Below are 20,449 nucleotides of genomic sequence, written 5' to 3'. Positions count from 1 at the left end.
TCGTCGGCATTGCGGCTTGCTCAATCGTCCAAGTGGCTCGCGCACTTCACCAACCTCCATCGGTTGGTCTTGTTCAATTGGGCCGGCAATCGGTACAGCACAGATCGTGGCGCACCGTGTGGGGACGCCACGCTTCTCGATCAGTGGTACCAGGATGGCAGTTCAGACACGCAGGCTTGCCGCGGAGCGGTTGGAATCCAGGCGATTGTTGGCAACCGTTTCCGTCACGCAATCTTTCGACGAATCGGCGCGCGAGCTTCGTTTGCCGCTACGCGTTGAAAACGCCCATGACATCCGCGCCGCGGAAATCCGAATCGAATACGACCCCAACGTGGTCCGCGCCGAAGAATGGAACGTCGAACCGGGCGAGTTTTGGAACGGGAAAGTTTCCATGTCCGTCAACATCGATCAGGATGCCGGGACGATCACCGCGTTCTTGTTCACTGCAGAGCCGGTTGAGGCGAGCGGCGGCGATCTGATCAGCATTGGATTCCAAGAGGAGGCCTGTGTGAGCCAACCCGGTGCGGCACCGATCACCGTCAGCCACGTGCATTTCGATGAGCATGCCGCCGCATTGTCGGTCACCGCGGCGGTCGATCGCCAGCCGGTCCCACAACCCCTGTCGGAACTCGCCGGTCCTGCGTCCCGTCGCATCCATCATACAATCGATCCGCCGATGGGGCCGTTGCGCCCCGATCGAGTGGACGTGTTGATGTCCCGTTGGTGACCAGAGACCGTGAGCGTCGGAATTCGGCCGGAGAACAGTCGTTCCATCGTTTGAACACGCTGCTGAACGATGACGGAGATTCGTAGCCGACTTGGGTGGCGATGTGTGAAATTTCGACGTCGGTTTCGCGAAGCAATCGACGCGCTTTTTGCATCCGCAACTCGGTCAAGTATTGCAGCGGCGCGCGTCCGAGAAGATTTCGAAATCGGTCGGAAAACGCGGACTTGGAAACCCTTGCCCGCTGAGCCATCGTGGGGACGGTCCAGGGAGACTCGGGGGTTTCGATCATCGTCTTCAGCACCGGACCGATGACGCTGTCGGTCATCGCCCGCAGCAATCCCGATTGATCCATTTCGTCGACCGACTGAGTGTTACGATGCAGCTGCGTCGCAATGGTTTGTATCAAAACCAGCTCGGACAACTTGCGGACCGTCAACTGCCAACCCGGCGCCGCATCGCGGATCACCTGGTGCGTCAGATCCAGAAGCGGCAGACACGTTTTTAATTCACGGTCGCGGCGATGATTGAGGTGGATCAGCGGAGGTAATCCGATCGCCAAGGGATTGATCGACAATCCTGTCAGTTCAAATTGTCCGTACAGCACGGTGGTCGAATCGTGCGGCCCCGGCAAGATCGGCCAGATGCAATCGGAGAGGCGTTCGGCGACGGGTTCGGTGTCGCTGCCGAATTCCCGCACCAACTGGTGTCGACCGCCATCGGTGGTAATCAGGTGGTCACCGGCGATGACGCGGATCGGTTTGGCGGGCGGTGCGTCGGATGTCCTGCCTGCCAAGCCGTTGCCTGAAATGGTGCCGCTGGTACCGTTGCCACCGGGAACGAACCAGCCTCCGCCACGCGTGATGACGTACATGCTGACGATGCCGGCGGGGACTTCCAGGCCCCAACGAGTGGGCAGATGCCAATAGGCGGCCTGCCACCGGGGCAGGTACAGCTTGGACAAGAGTTCTGTGACCGGATCGGATTCCAAGGGATTCATCAGACAAACGTTCATTGGCGTAGGGGGCCGCAGCTGCGGGTACCGATCGACGCAAATGAGATGTCAATCCAATACCGCTGGGACCTGATGCGGTAACGCCAAACAAGACGCTGCCGATTTGGTTCCAGGCGGAAACACTGGTGCAAGTGTCACGGCATCCAGCACGTTTTTCCAGAAAAGATCACGCGCCGCGAGCGGAAAAGGGGTCAGGCACCAAAAACCAAATGGCCCGTAGGGTGCTTCGCATTTTTGGTACCTGACCCCTTTTCCGCGGCACACTCAGTTTGAGAGTCGACGTACCACTACTGCGAACGCGCGGCGTTTGCCGGTTCGCTGCGGCCGGCGATTTCGCCACTCAACAGGGCGCTTCCCGAGACCACCGATGGCGTGTTCGTGACGGAACGGGGAAATCCAAGGACACCCATGGATTTCCGTTTGATTCGATTCTTGTCGACCGAATCGCCTTGCGTCCATCGGCTGACCAAGGTGGCGGAGCTTTCAGAATCGCGCTCTGAATTCAGCCCCGGCGTTTCGGCGATTCGAAAGTTTCGATAGTGCCCCGTGCTGGGCGCCAGTTCGATTCGAATCTTGGACGACAATGCCGTCGGTCCCATCGTGGGAAGCGCGGTGCTGTAGACGCGGATCATGCCGCCATCGTCATTGCCGGGGGCGGCCGGTGGCTGCACCGGATTTTCGACCAACGGCTTCACCGGGTTTTCAACCAGCGGCCGAATCGGGCTGTCCGCCAGCGGGGGCACAGATTGCGTGTTCGACGGCGCCGATGCCGTGACGGCCGATTGCGACAGATTCGACGATCGAAGGGTTGCCGGCGAATCGGCAGGCGTCCGCTGGACATCGCTCATGTCGGATTCGACGGTCAGGAACTGCATTCCCAAATCGGCGGTGAAATCAAAAGCGGCCAGTTCGTCGGCGTGATCGGAGGGCAATACTGGACTCCGTACCGCAATCATGCCTCCTTCATCATCCGTCGGCGGCTTGTCCGACGGTGACGCGTCATCGGTCGATGGGACCGACAGGCCGGTTTTGCGTTTTTTGTCCGACGGTTCTTGCGGCAGATCATCATCCAAGGCGTCGGACGCGTGACGATTCGCGGTTCGAGCCAGGGGATCAGGCGATGTCGGCCGTATGGACTCCAGCCGAATTGTCGGCGCGGTTGGCGAAGCTGTCGCCCCGGCTCGCGGCGAAAAAAACTGTGCCGCGGGCACCCGAACTGCATCGTCCGTTTCGACGTCCATCACAGGTCCCCCATCGACATCACCGGCCAGCATCGTCCGGCACTCCAGTCTTTCGACCGTGAAGCGCATGGTTCGACGGGCGGCGTCGCGGCGGGGGCGTGGGGAACGGTTCACGGAGTCGTGTCTCATGGGGGCGTCTGGATCGGTTGAACAAGAAACCGCGTTGAAGATTAGTTTGTCATGTTTCGTCGAGAGGTTGCTTTTGCAGCAATTCCGCGAACTCTGGACGATCGAGCAAGTCGGTGTCGTCTCGATAGCCTGCCTGGATCGCCAACCGTAGCGTCTCGTTGGCATAGTCGACACAATCGGACGTCGTCAGCTGGCCCTCCGGCGTGGCACCCTTGCGATCGATCAGCAACGCGGTGGTCAAAAACTCTTCGGCGACACCGGCCAGACGTTCACCGTCGTCGAGCCACAATTGGCGTCGACGGAGCGCGAACTCGATCGCATCGCGGAAGTTTCGGCCCCCCCGCAACAGCCTGCCGCAATTGAAAAAATGCTTGCTCAGGTAGTCGCGATAGCGTGGGACTTCCGGGGCCGCCAAATGGGCCAAGTGTTGATGCTCGACTGCCAGTCGATACGAGTTCAGTGCTTGATGCGGACGCCCCAATTGCTCCAACACAAAGGCGTGGTTGTTGTAGATTCCGCCCAGGGTACTTTGCAGCTCTGCGTCATCGTCGAACACTTCGGTCAAGCCGACTTGGTACGTCAATGCATGGTCAAAGGCCTGCCTCGCCGCGTCGAATTGGTCTTGTGAGGCCAACGCCATGCCGAGGTTGTTTTGCGTGACGGCCAAGTCGCGTTGGTAGGCCAACTCGTCCGGCCAGCGCTCGATCAATTGTTGCTGGATCTGAGCGGCCTGGCGGTAGGATTCGATCGCGGCGTCTACATTTCCGCTTGCCGATTGGGCCGCACCCAAACTGTTCATCGTCAACGCGACGCGGCCGGCTGACGTGGGACTGGCGTGGTCGTCGGACAGTTCCTGCATCTGATGCTCCAGGGCGGCTCGGGCATAGCCGACCGCCCGCTGCGGATCGCGTTCGGCCAACAATCCGCTGAGATTTTGGTAGGTCGACGCAAGTTGCTTGACCAACACCTCGTTTTGCGGGTCGTCTTGAGCAATCATCAAACTGCGTTGAAACATCGCTTCGGCTTGGTCCGGGCGATCGGTCTTGCTCAACAACAATGCAAAGTTGCCGAGCGACATCGCCAATCCCGCGCGGGTTTCCACGTCCTGGGGGGCGTCGTCGACAAGCGATTGCCAACGCTGGATTGCGGATTCGTAGTGCAGTTGGGCGTCTCGGTATTGGCCGGCGCGTTCCAACGCCAATGCCAAATTGTTTTCGCTGGTCGCCAGCTGGTGATTGATCGACCGGCTGTCTTGGTCGCTGACCGACAACTGTTGAAACAACCGCATCGACTGTTGTAATGACTCGATCGCTTCGATGGGCGAGCCGATTTCATTTTGCAACGATCCGATCTTTCCGTAGGTGATTGCCAAGTCTTTGGTCAAGCTGACATCGTCGTCGGCCTGATTGGCGAACGCCTGGTAATAGTTCAGCGTCTCGCGGAGCAGTTGTTGGCGGACGGAACTGGCCGCTGGGATCTCGGACAGCAGTTCCGCCATTTGCGCGCCCAGGCGATCGACCGTCGCGCGGGCGAGGGCGTCGCTGCGTTTGGCCAGCACCGCGTTGGCGTCGGATTCCTGTTTCGCCGCGGCGACCATCGCGATGCTGATCGAGAGCCCGAGGACGGAAAACAGTCCAAACACAAACGTCGTGGCGACCATGTTGCGATGGGCGTGTGCCCAATGCGACAACCGGTCGATCATCGTCGGTGGTCGTGCGACGGTGGGTTCGCCACGCAAGACCCGCTGCATGTCTTCGGCGAATTGCAATGCGGTTTCGTACCGGTTGTCACGGGACTTGGACATCGCTTTGGCAACCACGGTTTCCAGGTCCCCGGGAATGTCGTTGCGCATCGTCCGCAGCGGGGCGGGCGAGCGTTCACCGATCTGGCGCAGCACCGCCGGCGTGTCGTTGCCATCATGTGCCGGACGCAAGCACAGCATCTCGTACACCGTCGCACCCAACGAATAGACGTCGGTCCGTCCGTCGATGATTGCCGATTCGCCACGAGCCTGTTCGGGACTCATGTACTTCATCGTTCCGACGATGTCACCCGTCTTCGTCATGCTGGCGTCGGTCTGACAACGTGCCAATCCGAAATCGGTCACCCAGATTTTATCGTCGTTGTCCAAGATCAAATTGGACGGTTTCACATCGCGGTGCACGACGCCAAACTCGTGGGCAGCGTGCAGTGCATTGGCGACGTCGATCGCTCGTTGCAACGTGACGTCAATGTCAGGCATCTGCCCACGGTCGGCTTGTTTTGCGATCACCGCATCGAGTGATTGTCCCTCGATGAACTGCATCGCGTAGTAGTGGACGCCACGCTGAACGCCGACGGTGTAGACCGGCACGATGTGGGGATGATTCAGTTGCGCCGCCGCGTGCGCTTCGTTCTTGAATCGGGCGATTTGACGAGCGTCCAAGACGGCGGCAAACGGCAATAACTTGATCGCGACAATCCGCTCCAACGACAACTGTCGTGCGCGATAGACCACTCCCATGCCGCCGCGGCCGACTTCCTCCAGTAAACGAAAGTCGCCCAGCAGACGTTCGTCTGTGAAACCGTCGTTGCGATCGGCATCGGATTGCGGAGCGAATCCGGCCGCGACCTGGTGCAGATCGTCCAGCCCGTTGATGTAACAACGCAGCGGATCAATCAGTTCCGGATCGTCGACCGCCAGATCCTCCAGTTGCGGCGGAACACCCTGTTCCAATGCCGACAGGTAACGGTCCAGCAACAACGTCATCCGATCCTTTTGGGCTTTGGACAGGTGCCGTGTCGCCGCAGGTTCGACGCTTAAATCGGAAATCGAAGAATAGTCCAACACGTCGCTTGGTCGTTACGCTTGGGGATGGTCGTAGGTCTGTTTGAACTTGTCCATCGCCCGCAACCACAGCATGCGAACCGTGCCGGGGCGACGATCGAGTCGGTCGGCGATTTCATTGAACGAGAGTCCCTGCAAATTGCGCAGCACGATCACGTCGCGGTACTCCGGGCGAAGCTTTGCCAGTTGATCGGCCAGCTCGACTGCACGCTCGCGCCGCCTGGCCGGCTCGCTCGGCGAGGGCCCGCGATCGGCCAGCACGTTGGCCAGCTGACAGGCACTTTTGTCCAGCGTGGCGCCGACCTGTTCAATCGACACTTCGCGCCGCATGTCGCGTTTCTGAGCGTTCAAATGCATGTCGACGGCATCACGCAGACAGTTCACCAAGATTTGTCTTAACCAACACAGCAACTCCGGCTCGCTGACCCCTCGAAAGGACCGGAAATCGCGATGGGCCGCCAGCATGGTGTCCTGGACCAGATCGGACGGACTCATCCGCCGCCGCAGCCGGCGATCGAGTTGTGTGGTCGCCAGAATCGTCAGATAATTGCGGTACAGCTGCAACAATTGCCCGAGTGCCTCCGCGTCAGCGACGTCGGCGGCATCCGGACCCGCCGCATCCTGACGAGCCGCGCACAGCAATTGCGGGACGTCGATTTCGGTCGTGTCGGTACGGTCGATGGAAATACTGGTCATGCTTTGTCTCTGAATGTCCGTTCACACGAGATTACCGTCTCATCTCAGCCGCGACGTTGCTTCGTTTACCTCTGGCGAGCACCGCTCGATCTTGGATCGGTACGAACGGCTGGAAAACTCTGCTACTCTCACGGTCCCCGCACAGAAACCCACTCTATGCACAAGATAGGACGCAATTTGACGACAGTGGCAGCTGGACAGTTCCATCGGGTCGTTGGAATCCCTCCCGGAGCGTGGACTTTCGGTCGCCGCGATGCGTTCGCTCAGGCCTGGATACTGGCCTGGACAAGAGGCCGGAGACTGGGCTGGACAAACCGACAACCGCAACGGTCAAATTCCAAATCGATCGACGTGCCTTCGGCCGCATAAAGATTCCCACCGCTGCTACGGAGATACCACGATGGCGAAAACGGAACAGAGTCGTCAAAAGAAGCTGGCGAAAAAACGCAGCAAAGAGATCGCTAAACGGAAGCGATTGGCGGCGGAGAAAAATGCGATGAGTTCCGTGGCGGGCCAGATTGCGATCGCTGCACGATCCAAGATCAGCCAATGCTATGTTTCCGGCTCGATTCTTGACAACAACCTCTCGGAACAGGACCTGGACGCTGGCATCGGCGGTGTCTTGGTCACCCGCCCGATCCCCGATGGAAGGCTGGTGTTCGCCTGTTTCTTGGTCGACATGTATTGCATGGGCGTCAAAGACTCGTTTGCAAACTTGGTCACGCCAAGCCAATTTTCAGATCATCTTCGCCGGCTGCGGTCGGCGGGGGACGTCGCCAAGTGCGATCCCGTGGTGGGCAAGAAATTGGTGACCGACTCGGTCGAATGGGCGAAACAGTTCGGACTGGCCCCCCACCGCGACTACGAGCGAATCAGTGGCATCTGGCACGACGTCGACGAATCGCAGTGCACCCGCACGTTTCAATTCGGTCGCGATGGCAGGCCCTGTTTCATTCAAGGCCCCAACGACAGCCCCGAATTCGCTCGTCGCGTGATGGACACGATTGCCGGGCATTTGGTTGAAGGCGACGAGAAGGTCATCGTTTGGGACGAGGGCATCGACGATTTGAGGATCGATGCTGTAAATGAGTAGGCAGTAGGCAGTAGGCAGTGAATTATCGTGGATGGGTGGACCACCGCTGCACCCTATTTTCTTGTCGCCCGTCTCCCAACGGTCCCGCCCCATTTTTTTGCCCCACATTTTTCTGCCATCTCCCCACCGTTACCAAACGGCCCCGCCGAGCACCTCGAGGCTGGACACCAACGGTAGCTGAACCGGTTTCGCTGCAGACCATCCGGTGGACTGCGATCATCCCAACAGGTCTTGCAAATCTTGGGCCGTCAGCTGTCCGATCAGCGATTTGTTTTGGCTGACGATGGCATCGGCCAGGTTGCGTTTGGACTTTTGCAATTCGACGATCTTCTCTTCCACGGTCCCGCTGCAGATCATTCGATAGGCGTTCACACTCTGGGTCTGTCCCATGCGATGGGCACGATCGATCGCCTGGGCCTCCACGGCCGGGTTCCACCAGGGATCCAAGATGAACACGTACTCGGCCGCCGTCAGGTTCAAACCGTTGCCGCCGGCCTTCAAGCTGATCAAAAACAACTGGCATTCGGGATCGTTCTGGAATCGCCGCACCTTCTCGGCGCGTTTTCGCGTTTTGCCGTCCAGGTATTCGTAGTTCCAGCCCCGTTGATCCAGATCTTGTTTCAACAGCCCCAGCAGCGAAGTGAATTGCGAAAACACGAGTGCCTTGCGGCCTTCGCGATGCAATTCGTCCAGGCGTTCGAGCAGTTCTTCGAGTTTGGCCCCTCGGACGCCGCAATCGGGATGGATCAACCGCGGATCGCACGCGGCTTGGCGTAATCGCAACAACGCTTCGAGCACATGGATCTTGGCTTTCTTCAAACCGAGTTCCTTCACCTTGTTGCTCAAGTGGATTCGATAATGTTCCCGCAGTTCGTCGTATAGCTTTCGTTGTTTCTTGTCGATCGAGCACGCCAAGGTCTGCTCGACCTTCTCCGGCAACTCCGTCAAGACTTCCGACTTGGTGCGACGCAGGATGAACGGTTGCAGCGACTTGCCCAGACGTTCGACGTGCCGTCGTTGCGCCTCGTCTTCCAGATCAGGCAACTGACCCGACGAGGGCTTGGCGTTGGCAAGCATTCCCGGATTCAGAAAATCGAACAAGGACCACAAGTCGCCCAAGTGGTTTTCGATCGGAGTCCCCGTCATCGCCAACCGGTGTTCGGCGGGCAGTAATCGGGCCGCTCGGGCGACCAGACTTTTCGGGTTCTTGATCGCTTGGGCCTCGTCCAGAATGGCGTAGTCGAATTGCATTTGCGCCAACAGCGGCGCGTCGATACGCATCGTGCCGTACGTGGTCAACAGGACGTCGATCGATTCGGGTGACTCGGCAATGGCGTCCCAATCGGATTTTCGTTCGGTTCCGGTGTGATTTCGGACGCGCAACTTCGGCGTGAACTTTGATGCTTCGTCCAACCAGTTGAACACCAGACTTTTGGGAACCACGACGATCGACGGATTGCGCGATTGTCCCTTGGGCACACGCCGTTTTCGACGCGCCTCCAGCAGCGCCAGCACTTGAATCGTTTTCCCCAGTCCCATGTCGTCGGCCAGGCAACCGCCGAAGCCGAATTTTTGCAGAAACCGCAACCATCCCAGTCCGGTCCGTTGATAATCACGCAACTCACCCGCAAAGGTCTTCGGCGGGGCGGCCGGCTTGATGCCGTCGAACGATTTCACTTGCCGCAGGAACTTCGAAAAGTCGTGGTCGCGTTTGACACCGCCTTGTTCTTCCAGCAACAGGTCCAGCAACAGGCCTTGGGATCGGTGAAAGCGAATCGAACCGTCGTGTTCTTGTCCCGATTCGCGAATCCCGACGAACTTGGACAACCAGTCTTTGGGCAACATCCCGACCGTGCCGTCGTCCAGTTGGATGGTGGATGCACCCGTTTGAAGCGCCTCCAACAACTTGGGCAGCGACGCGTTGACCGTCTCGAAGCTCACTTCCGCGTCCAGGTCAAACCAGTCGACACCGCTGGTGACTTGAATGTCAATGTCGGATGCGATCCGCAGCGGCGCGCCGTTGGCCGTCACGTTCCAGCCCGCCGCACGCAGGGATTCGACGACCGTCAAGAATCGTTCCGGAGCCAGACGCACGTTGGACGAAGAGCGATCGATTGAAAAGTCCAGCACGTCGTGGTCCAGCTTTGACAACCAGTTCCGTTCGGCGTCCCAGTTGCGAAGCTGCACGGCGCCGGAATCTTCGTCGAACCACCACTGCGTCGCGGAGTCGAACGCCAACTCTCGCTTCGGATACCGGATGGACATCGAAACGGTGAAGTCAGGCGTCTTAGGTTCTCGCTGATCGAGCAAGCAGTGCGCCGACGGTTCGTCGATGCGTTTGGGAATCTTTAGGGATTCATCCAATTCCAGATCGACGTCGCCGTGGTGCGTGGACAGTTCGACCAACAGAGACTTCAAACTGGTGCGCGGCACCTGGATCGAAGGCGTTTTTTGCCACGCCCGCATTCGACGGCAATCGTTCGGTGCGATCGTGACCAGACGGGTGCGGAGCGTCTCTGGCGGCTCCTCGTTGTCGTGCAGGTCCGTTGGTTCCGAGTCGACTTGCAATAGCGCGCAACCGATCGTCGACGACCACATCAGTCGCTCGATCGAACAGACCCCGGCGTCAGGGACGAGCAGTTCCGCCGCGACGATCAACTGGGACGACTTTTCCGGATCGGGTGTGACTCGCAATCGCAGCGTCGTCGGCGTTGCGACCGAAAGCTGGTCGACCGGGCGGGCGTCTTCAAAGTGTTGTTTGGAATCGCCGAGTTTCCAGGCCAGTCGTCCGGTGTCGTGCAAGGCTTCGAGTGATTCCCGCACCAACAGCGGCTCGACGGAGAACAGCCGATGGCCTTGGCGATAATTCCCGTAGAAGCGATAGCCGTTGGTTTCGCTGACAGGCTCCAGCATGGCCAGCGCGTGCCGCTCTTTGGGGTCGCTCAGATCGGCGATGTCTGAATCCAGCAGTTCGACGGAGGTCGGCCGGCTCCAATCGCCGTCCGCCTTGCGGTAACTCTGCATCGAGGCGACGCGCAGCGCGCCGGTATTGGCGGGATCGGAGATGGAAAAAACAAACCAGTGTTGGGCTTGTTGAATCGAATCGGGCTGATGTTCTTTGGGCAACCCCAACGGGGATGGACGGGGCGACGCGGTCAGCGAACTCGCGATTTCGATCAGTTGCGACTTCCAGGAGGGTGGCTGGGGTTTGCGCGGTGGTTGGGGTTTCGAATCGGACGCTGCTTTTTTCGCACCCCTCGCTGCGCCAGACACGCGACTCGCGATCCTCGACGTCATAGAGTCTCCGATCAGTACGTCGTCGACCTCGAATAGATCCAGCGTGTCGATGTCCACGAAGGGGCTGGCGTAGAGCAGATCGAACTTTGCGATCGTCGCCCAAAGGTGTTTGCAATTGTACCCGTCGCAGAACCTTGGGCAGTCACACGAGACGCCCAGTGAGGAATCGACGAGTTCACTGAAATCGAGCAGGACCTCGTACGCTTCGCCCATCGATCCCTCGACTTCGGCACGCACCCCCAGTTTTCCGACGTCCAACAGGTGAACCTTTTCGATCATCTCCACCGTGTCACCCCGCCGGCGATCCCCAGTTTCAAATTCGTCCGTCGCGGCCGCTGTCAACTTCATGTTGTTACCCAGTCCATTCGGGGGCAGGTTCAATTATCGTGGAATCGCCGTTCCTGGCGTCAATTGTAGCGATGCGAGGAAAATGATCGAGGCCAGATGACGCGCCGAAACACACACACCAGCGGGACGCGTCAGCGACTGGCGCGTGATGTCCACTTGCGCCGACGGCGTGAAAACAGTAGCCGGTCGCCGCCCCGGCGCACCACTGGACCGTCCAACACCCGATCACCTGGCCCAACTGCTGCAACCCTGTGAAGCATTTTTTAGCGGCAGGGCGCGAGCCCTCCGGTATTCCCTCGTCTTGCCAAAAGATCAAGTACGAGAAGGGGGGAGAGTCCAGGATTCCGCGGGTTGTAACGCAATCGGACGGGAGGTCTCTTTACAAAAGTTCCATTTCTTTTCACACAATTTTGGTTGGCCCGGTCATGGGCGGAGGCTAATATCTCGCCACTGAGGTTGGCGGGGGCCCGCCGATTCGTTTCGTGGCTTCTGTCGAATACCGACGTCAACAAACACCAATGGATCTGTTCAATGAACTGGCACGGCTCGATGAAAGGACACGTTTTGTCCATCACACCTTTGGTACTGCTGGCCGGAGTGATGAGTGCTGGCGTGTACGGCCAGGGCACTTCGGCGACTGGCGGACGTGGCGATGCGTTGAACCGCACAACGCTTCCGATACCACAACCTCTGCGTCCGACCTATACCGAACTCGATGTGCGCGACGCCAAGCCACCGGCCCGATTTGAGGTGACCGCACCGAAGGACGCTCCAAACGTTGTCATCATTCTGGTCGACGATCTTGGTTTCGGGGCCACATCAACTTTTGGCGGACCGATTCCGACGCCAACACTTGACCGGCTCGCCAAGACCGGACTGCGATTCAACAACTTTCACACCACTTCGCTTTGCTCGCCGACTCGTGTTGCGCTGAAGTGTGGAAGGAACCATCATACGGCCAATGCCGGATCGATCATGGAGACGTCCACCGCGTTTCCGGGCAACACCGGTTCCATCCCCAACCGCGTTGCACCACTTGCCGAGGTGCTGCGATTGAACGGCTTCAGTACCGCTGCGTTTGGCAAGTGGCACGAAACCGCGCCGTGGGAGACCAGCGTTTCGGGTCCGTTCGATCGCTGGCCGACGCGTCAGGGATTTGACAAGTTCTACGGCTTCATCGGTGGCGAAACGGATCAATGGGCGCCACTCATCTATGACGGCGTGAAAAAGGTGAATCCGCCTAAACGGGATGGCTACCACTTCACCGAAGACATGACCGACCAAGCCATCAACTGGGTCAAGGCACAGCAGTCGATGACTCCGGACAAGCCATTTTTTATGTATTTTGCAACTGGTGCGACCCACGCGCCGCACCATGTGCCCAAGGATTGGATCGAAAAATTCCACGGCAAGTTCGATTCCGGTTGGGATGCCGTTCGCCAGTCCACGTACGAACGACAAAAGACCGATGGCATTATCCCCGGCGAAACCAAGCTGCCGCCTCGTCCGGATGACATCGTTGCCTGGGATTCCCTGCCCGAGGATCACAAAACGCTGTTTCGCCGGCAGGCCGAAGTGTTTGGCGCCTTTGTCGCTCATACCGACCACCACATCGGTCGTCTCGTCCAAGCCATTGACGACTTGGGCGAAATGGACAACACACTTGTCTTTTACATCGCGGGCGATAACGGCACGAGCGCCGAAGGCGGCATGGTCGGCATGTACAACGAAATGACGTACTTCAACGGCGTCACGGAGAAGGTCAAGGACCTGCTCCCGTTGCTCGACAAATGGGGAAGCAAAGAAACGTTCCCGCACATGGCCGCAGGTTGGGCGGTTTCGTTCGATGCTCCTTTCAAATGGACCAAACAAGTGGCGTCCGACTTCGGTGGCACTCGCAATGGAATGGTTGCCCACTGGCCGCAAGGCATCAAAAAAGGTGATGGGATCCGCACGCAATTCGGGCACGTGATTGACATCGCTCCGACCATCCTTGAAGCGTGTAAGTTGCCCGAACCGGAGGTCGTCAACGGGGTCCCCCAACTTCCCATCGAAGGGACCAGCCTGTTGTACACGTTTGATTCGGCAGACGCTCCCGATCGTCACACGACCCAGTACTTTGAGATGTTTGGGAATCGTGCCATCTACCGTGACGGATGGCTCGCCCGGACGATTCACCGGGCGCCGTGGAAGACGACCGATCTGCCGCCATTGACGAGCGACGTGTGGGAACTCTACCACGTCGATCAGGACTACAGCCTCGCGGTCGACTTGGCTGCCGAGCATCCCGAGAAACTCGCCGAAATGCAAGATCTGTTTATGACCGAGGCGATCAAGCATCATGTTTTGCCGATTGACGACCGCACGATCGAACGCGCCAACCCCGCCCTCGCCGGTCGCCCCGACGTTCTCGGTGATCGTACGTCATTGACGCTCTACGAAGGGATGGAGGGCATGCTCGAAAATACCTTCATCAACGTCAAGAATCGATCCTTTTCGATCGCTGCTGAAATTGAGATTCCCGAAGACGGCACATCAGGTGCGATCTTGGTCCAGGGAGGCCGCTTCGGCGGATGGTCGCTCCATCTGCGCGAGGGCAAGCCGGCGTATGAGTACAATTGGCTTGGCATGCAACGATACCTCGTCGAAGGGCCGACCTCTCTGCCGCCAGGTAAGGCCACGGTACAACTCGAATTCGCCTACGACGGAGGCGGTTACGGTAAGGGAGGCACCGCGACCCTTTCCGTTGACGGACAGCAAGTGGCTCAAGGCCGTATTGAAAAAACTCAGCCCAACCTCTTTTCGGCAGACGAAACGGCAGATGTGGGAATCGACAACCAAACTCCCGTCGCCAAAGGGATCGGCTACGGCCCCGAGGAAACCAAGTTTACCGGACAGATCAAGCGAATCACCATTCAACTCAAGTAGTCCCGTCGTTTGGCTCTGCATGCCACACCGTTGCAACACGTTGCACCGTTGAACGATCGTCGTCCGTCGCTCGCCGAAGACGCGGCGAAGCCTGGACACCGACGGGGCGGATGCAGGTTAGATCTGGGGTGCCGGCAGGGTTTCCATCGGCAGGGTTTCCATCGGCAAAGTGTCGCTCGGTGAGGGTGTCGGAGCTTCGGTCGATTCGACTTGCCGTTGCAGCAGTCGCCGGGTCGCTTCGAATCCGGGCGCGGTGGCGATGGATTTCAGCGCCGGGCTGTTGAGGATCCCGTCGTAGTGCGAAAGCAATTCTCGCAGTTCGGGTGTGTCACCCTGGGCGACCAAGTCGTCGACTCGGTCCGGATCCAGAAACTCGATCCATGCCTCTCCGTCTTCCATCGCCGACAGACTGACGATCAACCGCTGGGGCGCCGACTCGGTCCGCGAAAGACTTCGCGACGCCGGATGCCGCAGCGCTTCCGGGCTGCCTTTGTACAGCCACGGATTTCGCGGTGACGGAGTTGCGAATTCCACCTGCGGCGTTTGCATCACCAGTGGCGGCTTCCGCCGCCCCGGAAAATGACTGTCGTATCGGTGCCGCTCGCGAAAGTAGGGATCGTTCAACAGATCCGGTGCTTCGAAGCTGCCGAATCGATAGGGATCGTAGACGTAGTTGTCGAACCGATAGGGATCAAACGCACCGGGTCGCGGGTAGTTGTAATCCGGATAGCTGAACACACCGATGCTGATGCCACGCGTGGAGGTGGGATACGGTGTCCGATACTTGTTGGGCACGTTGGCACTCGCGTGCCCCCTGGTGGCTCGACCGGAACGTGTCCCCCGAGAGCGATTGCCAAACCATTGCGCCTGGGCAAGACCGCAATCGACGAACAGAAACGCGACCAAGATGACGGATAGACGACTCATGGGAACCCCGCAGGTGTACGTTGTAAACATCTGCGGAAGCATAGATCGCTCGTTGCCCGAGCAAAGCGACGATGGAGGCGTGATTGCGTCGATTCAGTTTTGCTCGATGGAACCAACGGTCTTCATCGGGACGACCAAATTTTCTCGAAAAAAATTCAAGACGCTGTCGCAGCCAACCGACGGTCGAGCAATTGACGGACTTGCGAGGCCAACGTCGCCGGAAGAAACGGCTTTTTTAAACAAGGCACATCGAGTTCGTCGATCGCCTGATCGGAGCCGACGTCGGCGTGACCGGTCATCAGCATGATCGCCAAATCCGGCCGCGTCTTGCGGATCCACTTCAACAACGCCGTTCCGGTCATTCCGGGCATCAGCACGTCTGAGATCACCAGATCAAACTCGCCGGCGGATTCCAGTTTGTGTTTGGCGTCCAACCCGTCGACGGCGCCGACGACACGGTACCCGTAATGTCGCAACGAGTTGCACGCCAAATCACGGATCGCCTGTTCGTCTTCGACCAACAAGATCGTCTCGTTGCCTTGGGCGGGGGCCTGGCCGGACGATTCGGCGGCCGGCTCGTCGCTGAGTTCTTTCGTGGCGGGAAGAAAAATTTTAAACCGCGTCCCGCGACCAAGCCGGCTGTCCACCGAGATCTGGCCGCCAAACTGTCTGACGATGCCGTAGACGATTGCCAATCCCAGTCCGGTTCCTTGGCCGTGCGGTTTGGTCGTGAAGAAGGGATCAAAGATTCGTTCACAGGTCGCCGCGTCCATGCCGTGGCCGTTGTCGGCGACTTCGATGACTACGTAGGGGCCGGGAATATCGAGATACAGTTCCGGCAATTGATCTTCGGTAACGTCCGCGTTGGACGCATGGATGCTCAGGGTTCCGCCACCGGGCATTGCGTGGGAGGCGTTGATTGCCAGATTGACGAAGATCTGTTCCAGTTGGCTGACGTCGGCGCGAATGTTGTCAAGTCCTTCGGCGACGTGATACTCCACCGCGACCGACGAATCGACAACGCCCTGCAGCAGCGGTTCGATTTCCGCGAGCACCTTGACCGTCTTGACGATGTCCATCTTGTTGGTCGACGCACGACTGAAGGTTTGGATTTGGCCGGTCAAGTGGCGTCCGCGTTCGGCGGCGTCCAAGATCATCTGTACGCCTTGATCCACCGCCGCGTCGCCCTTGGCACTGATGCGGACGAACTCGGCGCCGTACATCACGACCGCCAGGAAGTTGTTGAAATCATGTGCGATGCCGCCGGCCATGCGGCCCACCGCTTCCATCTTCTTGGTCTCCGAGAGCTGTTGCTGCAGGTCGACGAGCGTGGAAATGTCGCGAATGATGACTTGATGCCCGGTCTGCTTCCCGCCGGCGTCGGTGCGTGTGTTGACCGACACGATCGCGTCAAAGGGTTTGCCATCGACGGTTTGCATGCGAAAGCGGCTGCCGCGCAGATGATTGGTTTTCCGCAACTCCGTCTCGAACCGATCCGCTTCGTCTTGGTCCACAAACAGAGTCCGCAGATGAGCGGTTTCGTTTTCTTTTTGGGTCAACAGCTCTTTCCCGACACCGTTGCAGCTTTGCAACGTGCCGTCGTTGGCGAACAAACAAATCGCGTCCTGTGAGTCTTCGAACAGCAGCCTGAATTCGCGCTCGCTGGCGACCACTCGACTGGTCTTGCGGGCAACTTGACGCTCCAGATCGCGAGCCATTTTTCCGACCCTGGCCCAATTGAAAAACGCCAGCAGCGCCAAGGCGAGGATGGAGACAAAACCGATGGCCACGACCGGTTTGAACCAGGCTCTTGATTGCAGCGGCACAGGTAAAACGCTGAAATGGAACACGGCGGGTGTCGGATCGATTTGCCCCGCGGCATCCTGGACGCGCACCCGGACGTGGTGTTCGCCCAGCGGAACGCTCGGAAATACGATCTCTTCGTCGAGCGTTACAAAGGGTGTCCAATTCTGGTCGTCGAGACGAGTGGAGACACGGAAATAGCGTTTCTGCTGCTTCGGTTTGAACCGCTCCAAACCACGGACGCGCAAACGCAGCATTTCGTCTTCGCCGAGCGTTTGATCGCCGTCGATGATATCGGTTTCCGGTGGATCGGTGGCGGACCGATAGCGATAACATCTCGTGCCCAGCCCCACCCACAACGCTCCGGATTCTCCCGCGACGACGCTGGTCACGCGAGTTTCGAAAGGCGTGGTGGCAATCGGCGGAGGCAGGTCTTCCACGCCCGCAGTCAGCACTTGGATCTTGCCCTGTGACGATGCGAACAGCTGCTTGCTTCCGTTTTGACCGACGAGCTTGCCTTGACGATCCAACATCGTTTCCCATTCGCCGTCACGGAACCGCGCCAACGCGGCTTGACCGCCTAAATCGCCGCGACATTGCACCCAGGCTTCACCGCCGAGCACGCGAAGCTTGCCCATGGCCGCAGAAGGCATCGGGACTTCGGACCAGGTCGCACCGAGATCGGTCGTCCGCATCAGCCCAAAAAATCCCGACAAAAAAAGCGAGCCGTCGGCCAACGCCGTCACATTCGGCGGATGACTGATTTGAGCCCGGTTCGGCAATGCAATGGGGGTGACCGATTCGGGATCGCAATGCACGAGTTGAAACGGCGGAAAGTTGTTCGCTCCCAGGATTGCCCAAATCCCTGAATGCGGGTCGGCGCAGGAGCGACTGACACGAACACGATCTTGAAAATCCGAGATGTCTTTGACGAATAACTGATTGCCGGCGATCCCGATCACGAATCGGTTTCGTTCGGTGTCTGTTGCGGAGACCCAGACCACATCGCGTCCGTCGATCCCCAGCAGCTTCGGCTTCACGTGGTCTGCTAAATCGACCTGTCGGAGACCATCGTGATCCCATCGATAGAGTTCCTCCTCGGACGTCACCCAGACGACGCCCTCGGAGTCTTCGCAGATCGGTCCGGCAAGGTTGGGGTAGTGCGTCGGTCGATCCGACGCCCACCGCACCAAACCGCCTTGAATCTGTTTGAACCAAACACCGCCCTGTGAGTCTCGATGGACCGGACCGCTGACATCTTGGTGCAGCTGCCATTCCGGCTCAGCTCGGTTCCAGCGGAGCAGACGCTCCGGGCCGGCGATCCAGACCGCACCCTGGTTGTCTTCGAACAGGTAGTGGTTGGCACCGGTGATGTCGGTCAGCTGGCGAGACGTTTTCATCCAGCCCCCGTCGGCCCAACGATAGATCACCGGTCCTCGTCCAGGCGTGCAGGTGAAGACTTCGCCGTCCCGAGTCGCTACCAGTTTCGGTTGTACCAGGGCCGCGATCTGATTTGGAAAGCGACGCCACGATCCGTCTTTGAACTGAAAGAAATGGGAGTTGGTGGAGACGATCAATCCATGTCGGGCACTTTCGACCAAAGACCAAACGTAGGTGTCTTGTTCCCACAGCCCGGCGTCCTTGAGCGGTTGCCGGAAACCGTCGTCGGTGAATTCGGCAAGGCCTTGGTTGGTCAAGACGAACTGCTGACCGCTGGAGACTCGGACGTAGTCGGACGTATAACTGCTGGGCAATCCGTCGCTCTGGTGCCAGGTTGTAAACTGACCGTCTTTCATGCGTGTCAGGCCGGCGGGGACATCGCCCTTGGGCCACTGGTCGCAACAAAACCATAGCGACCCATCGGTGTCTTCGACGATGCGGCGGATGCTGGGGCCGGCCAATTGACCCTGCAGCATGCTGCCATCAAACGTTTCACCGTCGAAGCGTCCTGCGCCGCGGTCCGTTCCGATCCAGAGCGCGCCATCGCCGGCAACGAGTACACAGCGAACATAGTTGCTGGGTAGACCGTCTGCGGTGGTGTAACGTTTCCAGCGATACCCGTCGTAATGATACAGCCCGTCAGAAACGGCCAGCCAAATCGATCCGTCGGCCGCGACGTCGGCATGCGTGACCGACTTCTCCGCCAACTGGGCGTCATCGAAGTACGAGACGACTTGCCACGGTCGTGCGATCGGAGCCGGTTGCTGCGCAAATCCGCTGATCGCGAACAGGGACGAGACGAGCGGAAACAGGAAAAGTCGGAGGAAGCGACGCATTATCTGGCGACCCTACGGGGACGGTGCAATCCTTGTTGTAGTGAACATTCCTATCCAAAACCACCTCAGCGGTCGCTTCGACCCGCTCGCCCCCGATACCGGAACCAGACCCATCCCCCCGACACCACGATCGATCTCGGTCGGGGCAGACGGTTCCCCCGCACCGATGCCGGTTGTCCTGCGGGTTATTCAGATTTTGGTGGAAACAATACCCCGGCGCTGTGACGCTGGCCCCTCATTTTGACGCAAAGCGGATCGAAGCGTCGAAGCGATGACCTAATTGACACCATACCCGCTGTTTTTCTGATGCACCGCTTTTCCGAAAGCATTGGTTCTCCGATGCACTGGTTCTCCGATGCACTGGCGTCAGATCCCAACGCGGTCCGATGAACTCCGAATCAACTTGGATGAGCGCTCCGATGGACGATGTAGCTGAGCTTCTAAAAAACTTAAGCGTGTGCCAGTCGCTGGTACGAAAGACCGATGAGAGTTCAGCCACGGCGATTCGGTTGCTGACGACCGGCTTTGATATCCATGCCGATTGCGACTTGGGCGGACGACGGATGTCCGACGTGATGAACCAGTCGATCAGCGGCTACATGGAATGCACCAATGCCAGCCTGTATCGCCGGGGCCAAGCGATCGATCACGTCGAAAGCGTCAAGGTCCGCAAACCCGAGATCATGATTGCGGGGATCGCGGGCAACCATCACGAGGCCGCTGAGAAACGGATCGGCAGTCGGCGCGCGCTGCAATTGTTCCACGCCGTTGTGGCCATCGATCGTTGGATCGTCCGAGGGCGGTTGCACATGACGACCAACAAGACCGTCAAAGAGTTTTTGCATGCCAACCGCGATTACTTCCCCGTGGCCGATGCCAGTGTCATCGATGCCGAGTCGCCGGAGAGCCCGCAACAGATGAGTGTGGCCATCGTCAATCGAGCCCGCGTGTCGTTCATGGAGATCACGGAATTGGACGAGTCCGAGTCGGCGAGCGAGACATCGCCGGTCGCTCGATTACTGCAGGAAGATGCGGTCGGGGGGTAGCTGTTAGCGACGAGCGGACGATGACTGGCTGATGCTGCGTAGCTGCCGTCGCCAGACGGCGGGCTCGGCGAAATGGGGATGGCAAAACGATGGGGGCAA

Annotated in this window: 10 protein-coding genes and 1 pseudogene; 4 read left to right on the top strand and 7 right to left on the bottom strand. The window is 58.9% G+C overall.

Annotated features, from left to right (window positions below; genetic code table 11):
- Positions 1–154: 154 nt before the first annotated feature.
- Positions 155–484: pseudogene (locus tag NZK35_RS06195) on the top strand (cohesin domain-containing protein); the annotation flags it as partial.
- Between the two features lie 97 nt (positions 485–581).
- Here NZK35_RS06195 and NZK35_RS06190 read toward each other — a convergent pair.
- From NZK35_RS06190 to NZK35_RS06175, 4 genes are all read right to left on the bottom strand, one after another.
- Complete coding sequence (locus tag NZK35_RS06190) at positions 582–1,724, bottom strand: helix-turn-helix transcriptional regulator (protein ID WP_259631725.1); 1,143 nt, start codon at positions 1,722–1,724, stop codon at positions 582–584.
- Between the two features lie 302 nt (positions 1,725–2,026).
- Positions 2,027–3,094: a hypothetical protein gene (locus NZK35_RS06185; protein WP_259631724.1), complete on the bottom strand. Its 1,068-nt coding sequence runs from the start codon at positions 3,092–3,094 to the stop codon at positions 2,027–2,029.
- Positions 3,095–3,158: 64 nt separating this feature from the next.
- Positions 3,159–5,939 carry a serine/threonine-protein kinase gene (locus NZK35_RS06180; protein WP_259631723.1) on the bottom strand — a complete coding sequence of 927 codons (2,781 nt, stop codon included), beginning with the start codon at positions 5,937–5,939 and terminating at the stop codon, positions 3,159–3,161.
- 12 nt (positions 5,940–5,951) lie between these two features.
- A complete protein-coding gene (locus NZK35_RS06175) occupies positions 5,952–6,632 on the bottom strand; it encodes a sigma-70 family RNA polymerase sigma factor (RefSeq protein ID WP_259631722.1) in 681 nt (226 codons plus the stop codon).
- A 400-nt stretch (positions 6,633–7,032) separates the two neighbouring features.
- Here NZK35_RS06175 and NZK35_RS06170 point away from each other — a divergent pair, with 400 nt between their 5' ends.
- Entirely contained in the window at positions 7,033–7,725 is a 693-nt protein-coding gene (locus NZK35_RS06170) for a hypothetical protein (protein WP_259631721.1), read from the top strand.
- Between the two features lie 216 nt (positions 7,726–7,941).
- Here the strand turns inward: NZK35_RS06170 and NZK35_RS06165 are convergent, their stop codons facing one another.
- Positions 7,942–11,370, bottom strand: coding sequence for a DEAD/DEAH box helicase (locus NZK35_RS06165; RefSeq protein WP_259631720.1), 3,429 nt, complete (start codon positions 11,368–11,370; stop codon positions 7,942–7,944).
- Between the two features lie 531 nt (positions 11,371–11,901).
- On the opposite strand from NZK35_RS06165, the gene NZK35_RS06160 reads away from it, so the two are divergent.
- Positions 11,902–14,298, top strand: a complete 2,397-nt coding sequence (locus tag NZK35_RS06160; protein WP_259631719.1) for an arylsulfatase — start codon at positions 11,902–11,904, stop codon at positions 14,296–14,298.
- A 117-nt stretch (positions 14,299–14,415) separates the two neighbouring features.
- Here the strand turns inward: NZK35_RS06160 and NZK35_RS06155 are convergent, their stop codons facing one another.
- Both NZK35_RS06155 and NZK35_RS06150 read right to left on the bottom strand, forming a co-directional pair.
- On the bottom strand, positions 14,416–15,225 hold the full coding sequence (locus NZK35_RS06155; protein ID WP_259631718.1) for a hypothetical protein: 810 nt from the start codon (positions 15,223–15,225) through the stop codon (positions 14,416–14,418).
- Between the two features lie 155 nt (positions 15,226–15,380).
- Complete coding sequence (locus tag NZK35_RS06150) at positions 15,381–19,304, bottom strand: ATP-binding protein (protein ID WP_259631717.1); 3,924 nt, start codon at positions 19,302–19,304, stop codon at positions 15,381–15,383.
- Between the two features lie 419 nt (positions 19,305–19,723).
- Between NZK35_RS06150 and NZK35_RS06145 the strand changes: the two genes are divergently transcribed.
- Positions 19,724–20,350: a hypothetical protein gene (locus NZK35_RS06145; protein WP_259631716.1), complete on the top strand. Its 627-nt coding sequence runs from the start codon at positions 19,724–19,726 to the stop codon at positions 20,348–20,350.
- Positions 20,351–20,449 lie beyond the last annotated feature (99 nt).

Origin of the sequence: Stieleria sedimenti (genome assembly GCF_025060895.1) — a bacterium.
Lineage (GTDB): Bacteria > Planctomycetota > Planctomycetia > Pirellulales > Pirellulaceae > Stieleria > Stieleria sedimenti.
This window is presented reverse-complemented; position numbering and strand designations above follow the sequence as displayed.

Bases quoted from the DNA above. Each gene is read 5' to 3' on its own strand.
- NZK35_RS06190 (WP_259631725.1), bottom strand. From the start codon at position 1,724: ATGAATCCCTTGGAATCCGATCCGGTCACAGAACTCTTGTCCAAGCTG.
- NZK35_RS06175 (WP_259631722.1), bottom strand. From the start codon at position 6,632: ATGACCAGTATTTCCATCGACCGTACCGACACGACCGAAATCGACGTC.
- NZK35_RS06155 (WP_259631718.1), bottom strand. From the start codon at position 15,225: ATGAGTCGTCTATCCGTCATCTTGGTCGCGTTTCTGTTCGTCGATTGC.
- NZK35_RS06170 (WP_259631721.1), top strand. From the start codon at position 7,033: ATGGCGAAAACGGAACAGAGTCGTCAAAAGAAGCTGGCGAAAAAACGC.
- NZK35_RS06150 (WP_259631717.1), bottom strand. From the start codon at position 19,304: ATGCGTCGCTTCCTCCGACTTTTCCTGTTTCCGCTCGTCTCGTCCCTG.
- NZK35_RS06165 (WP_259631720.1), bottom strand. From the start codon at position 11,370: ATGAAGTTGACAGCGGCCGCGACGGACGAATTTGAAACTGGGGATCGC.
- NZK35_RS06145 (WP_259631716.1), top strand. From the start codon at position 19,724: ATGGACGATGTAGCTGAGCTTCTAAAAAACTTAAGCGTGTGCCAGTCG.
- NZK35_RS06160 (WP_259631719.1), top strand. From the start codon at position 11,902: ATGAACTGGCACGGCTCGATGAAAGGACACGTTTTGTCCATCACACCT.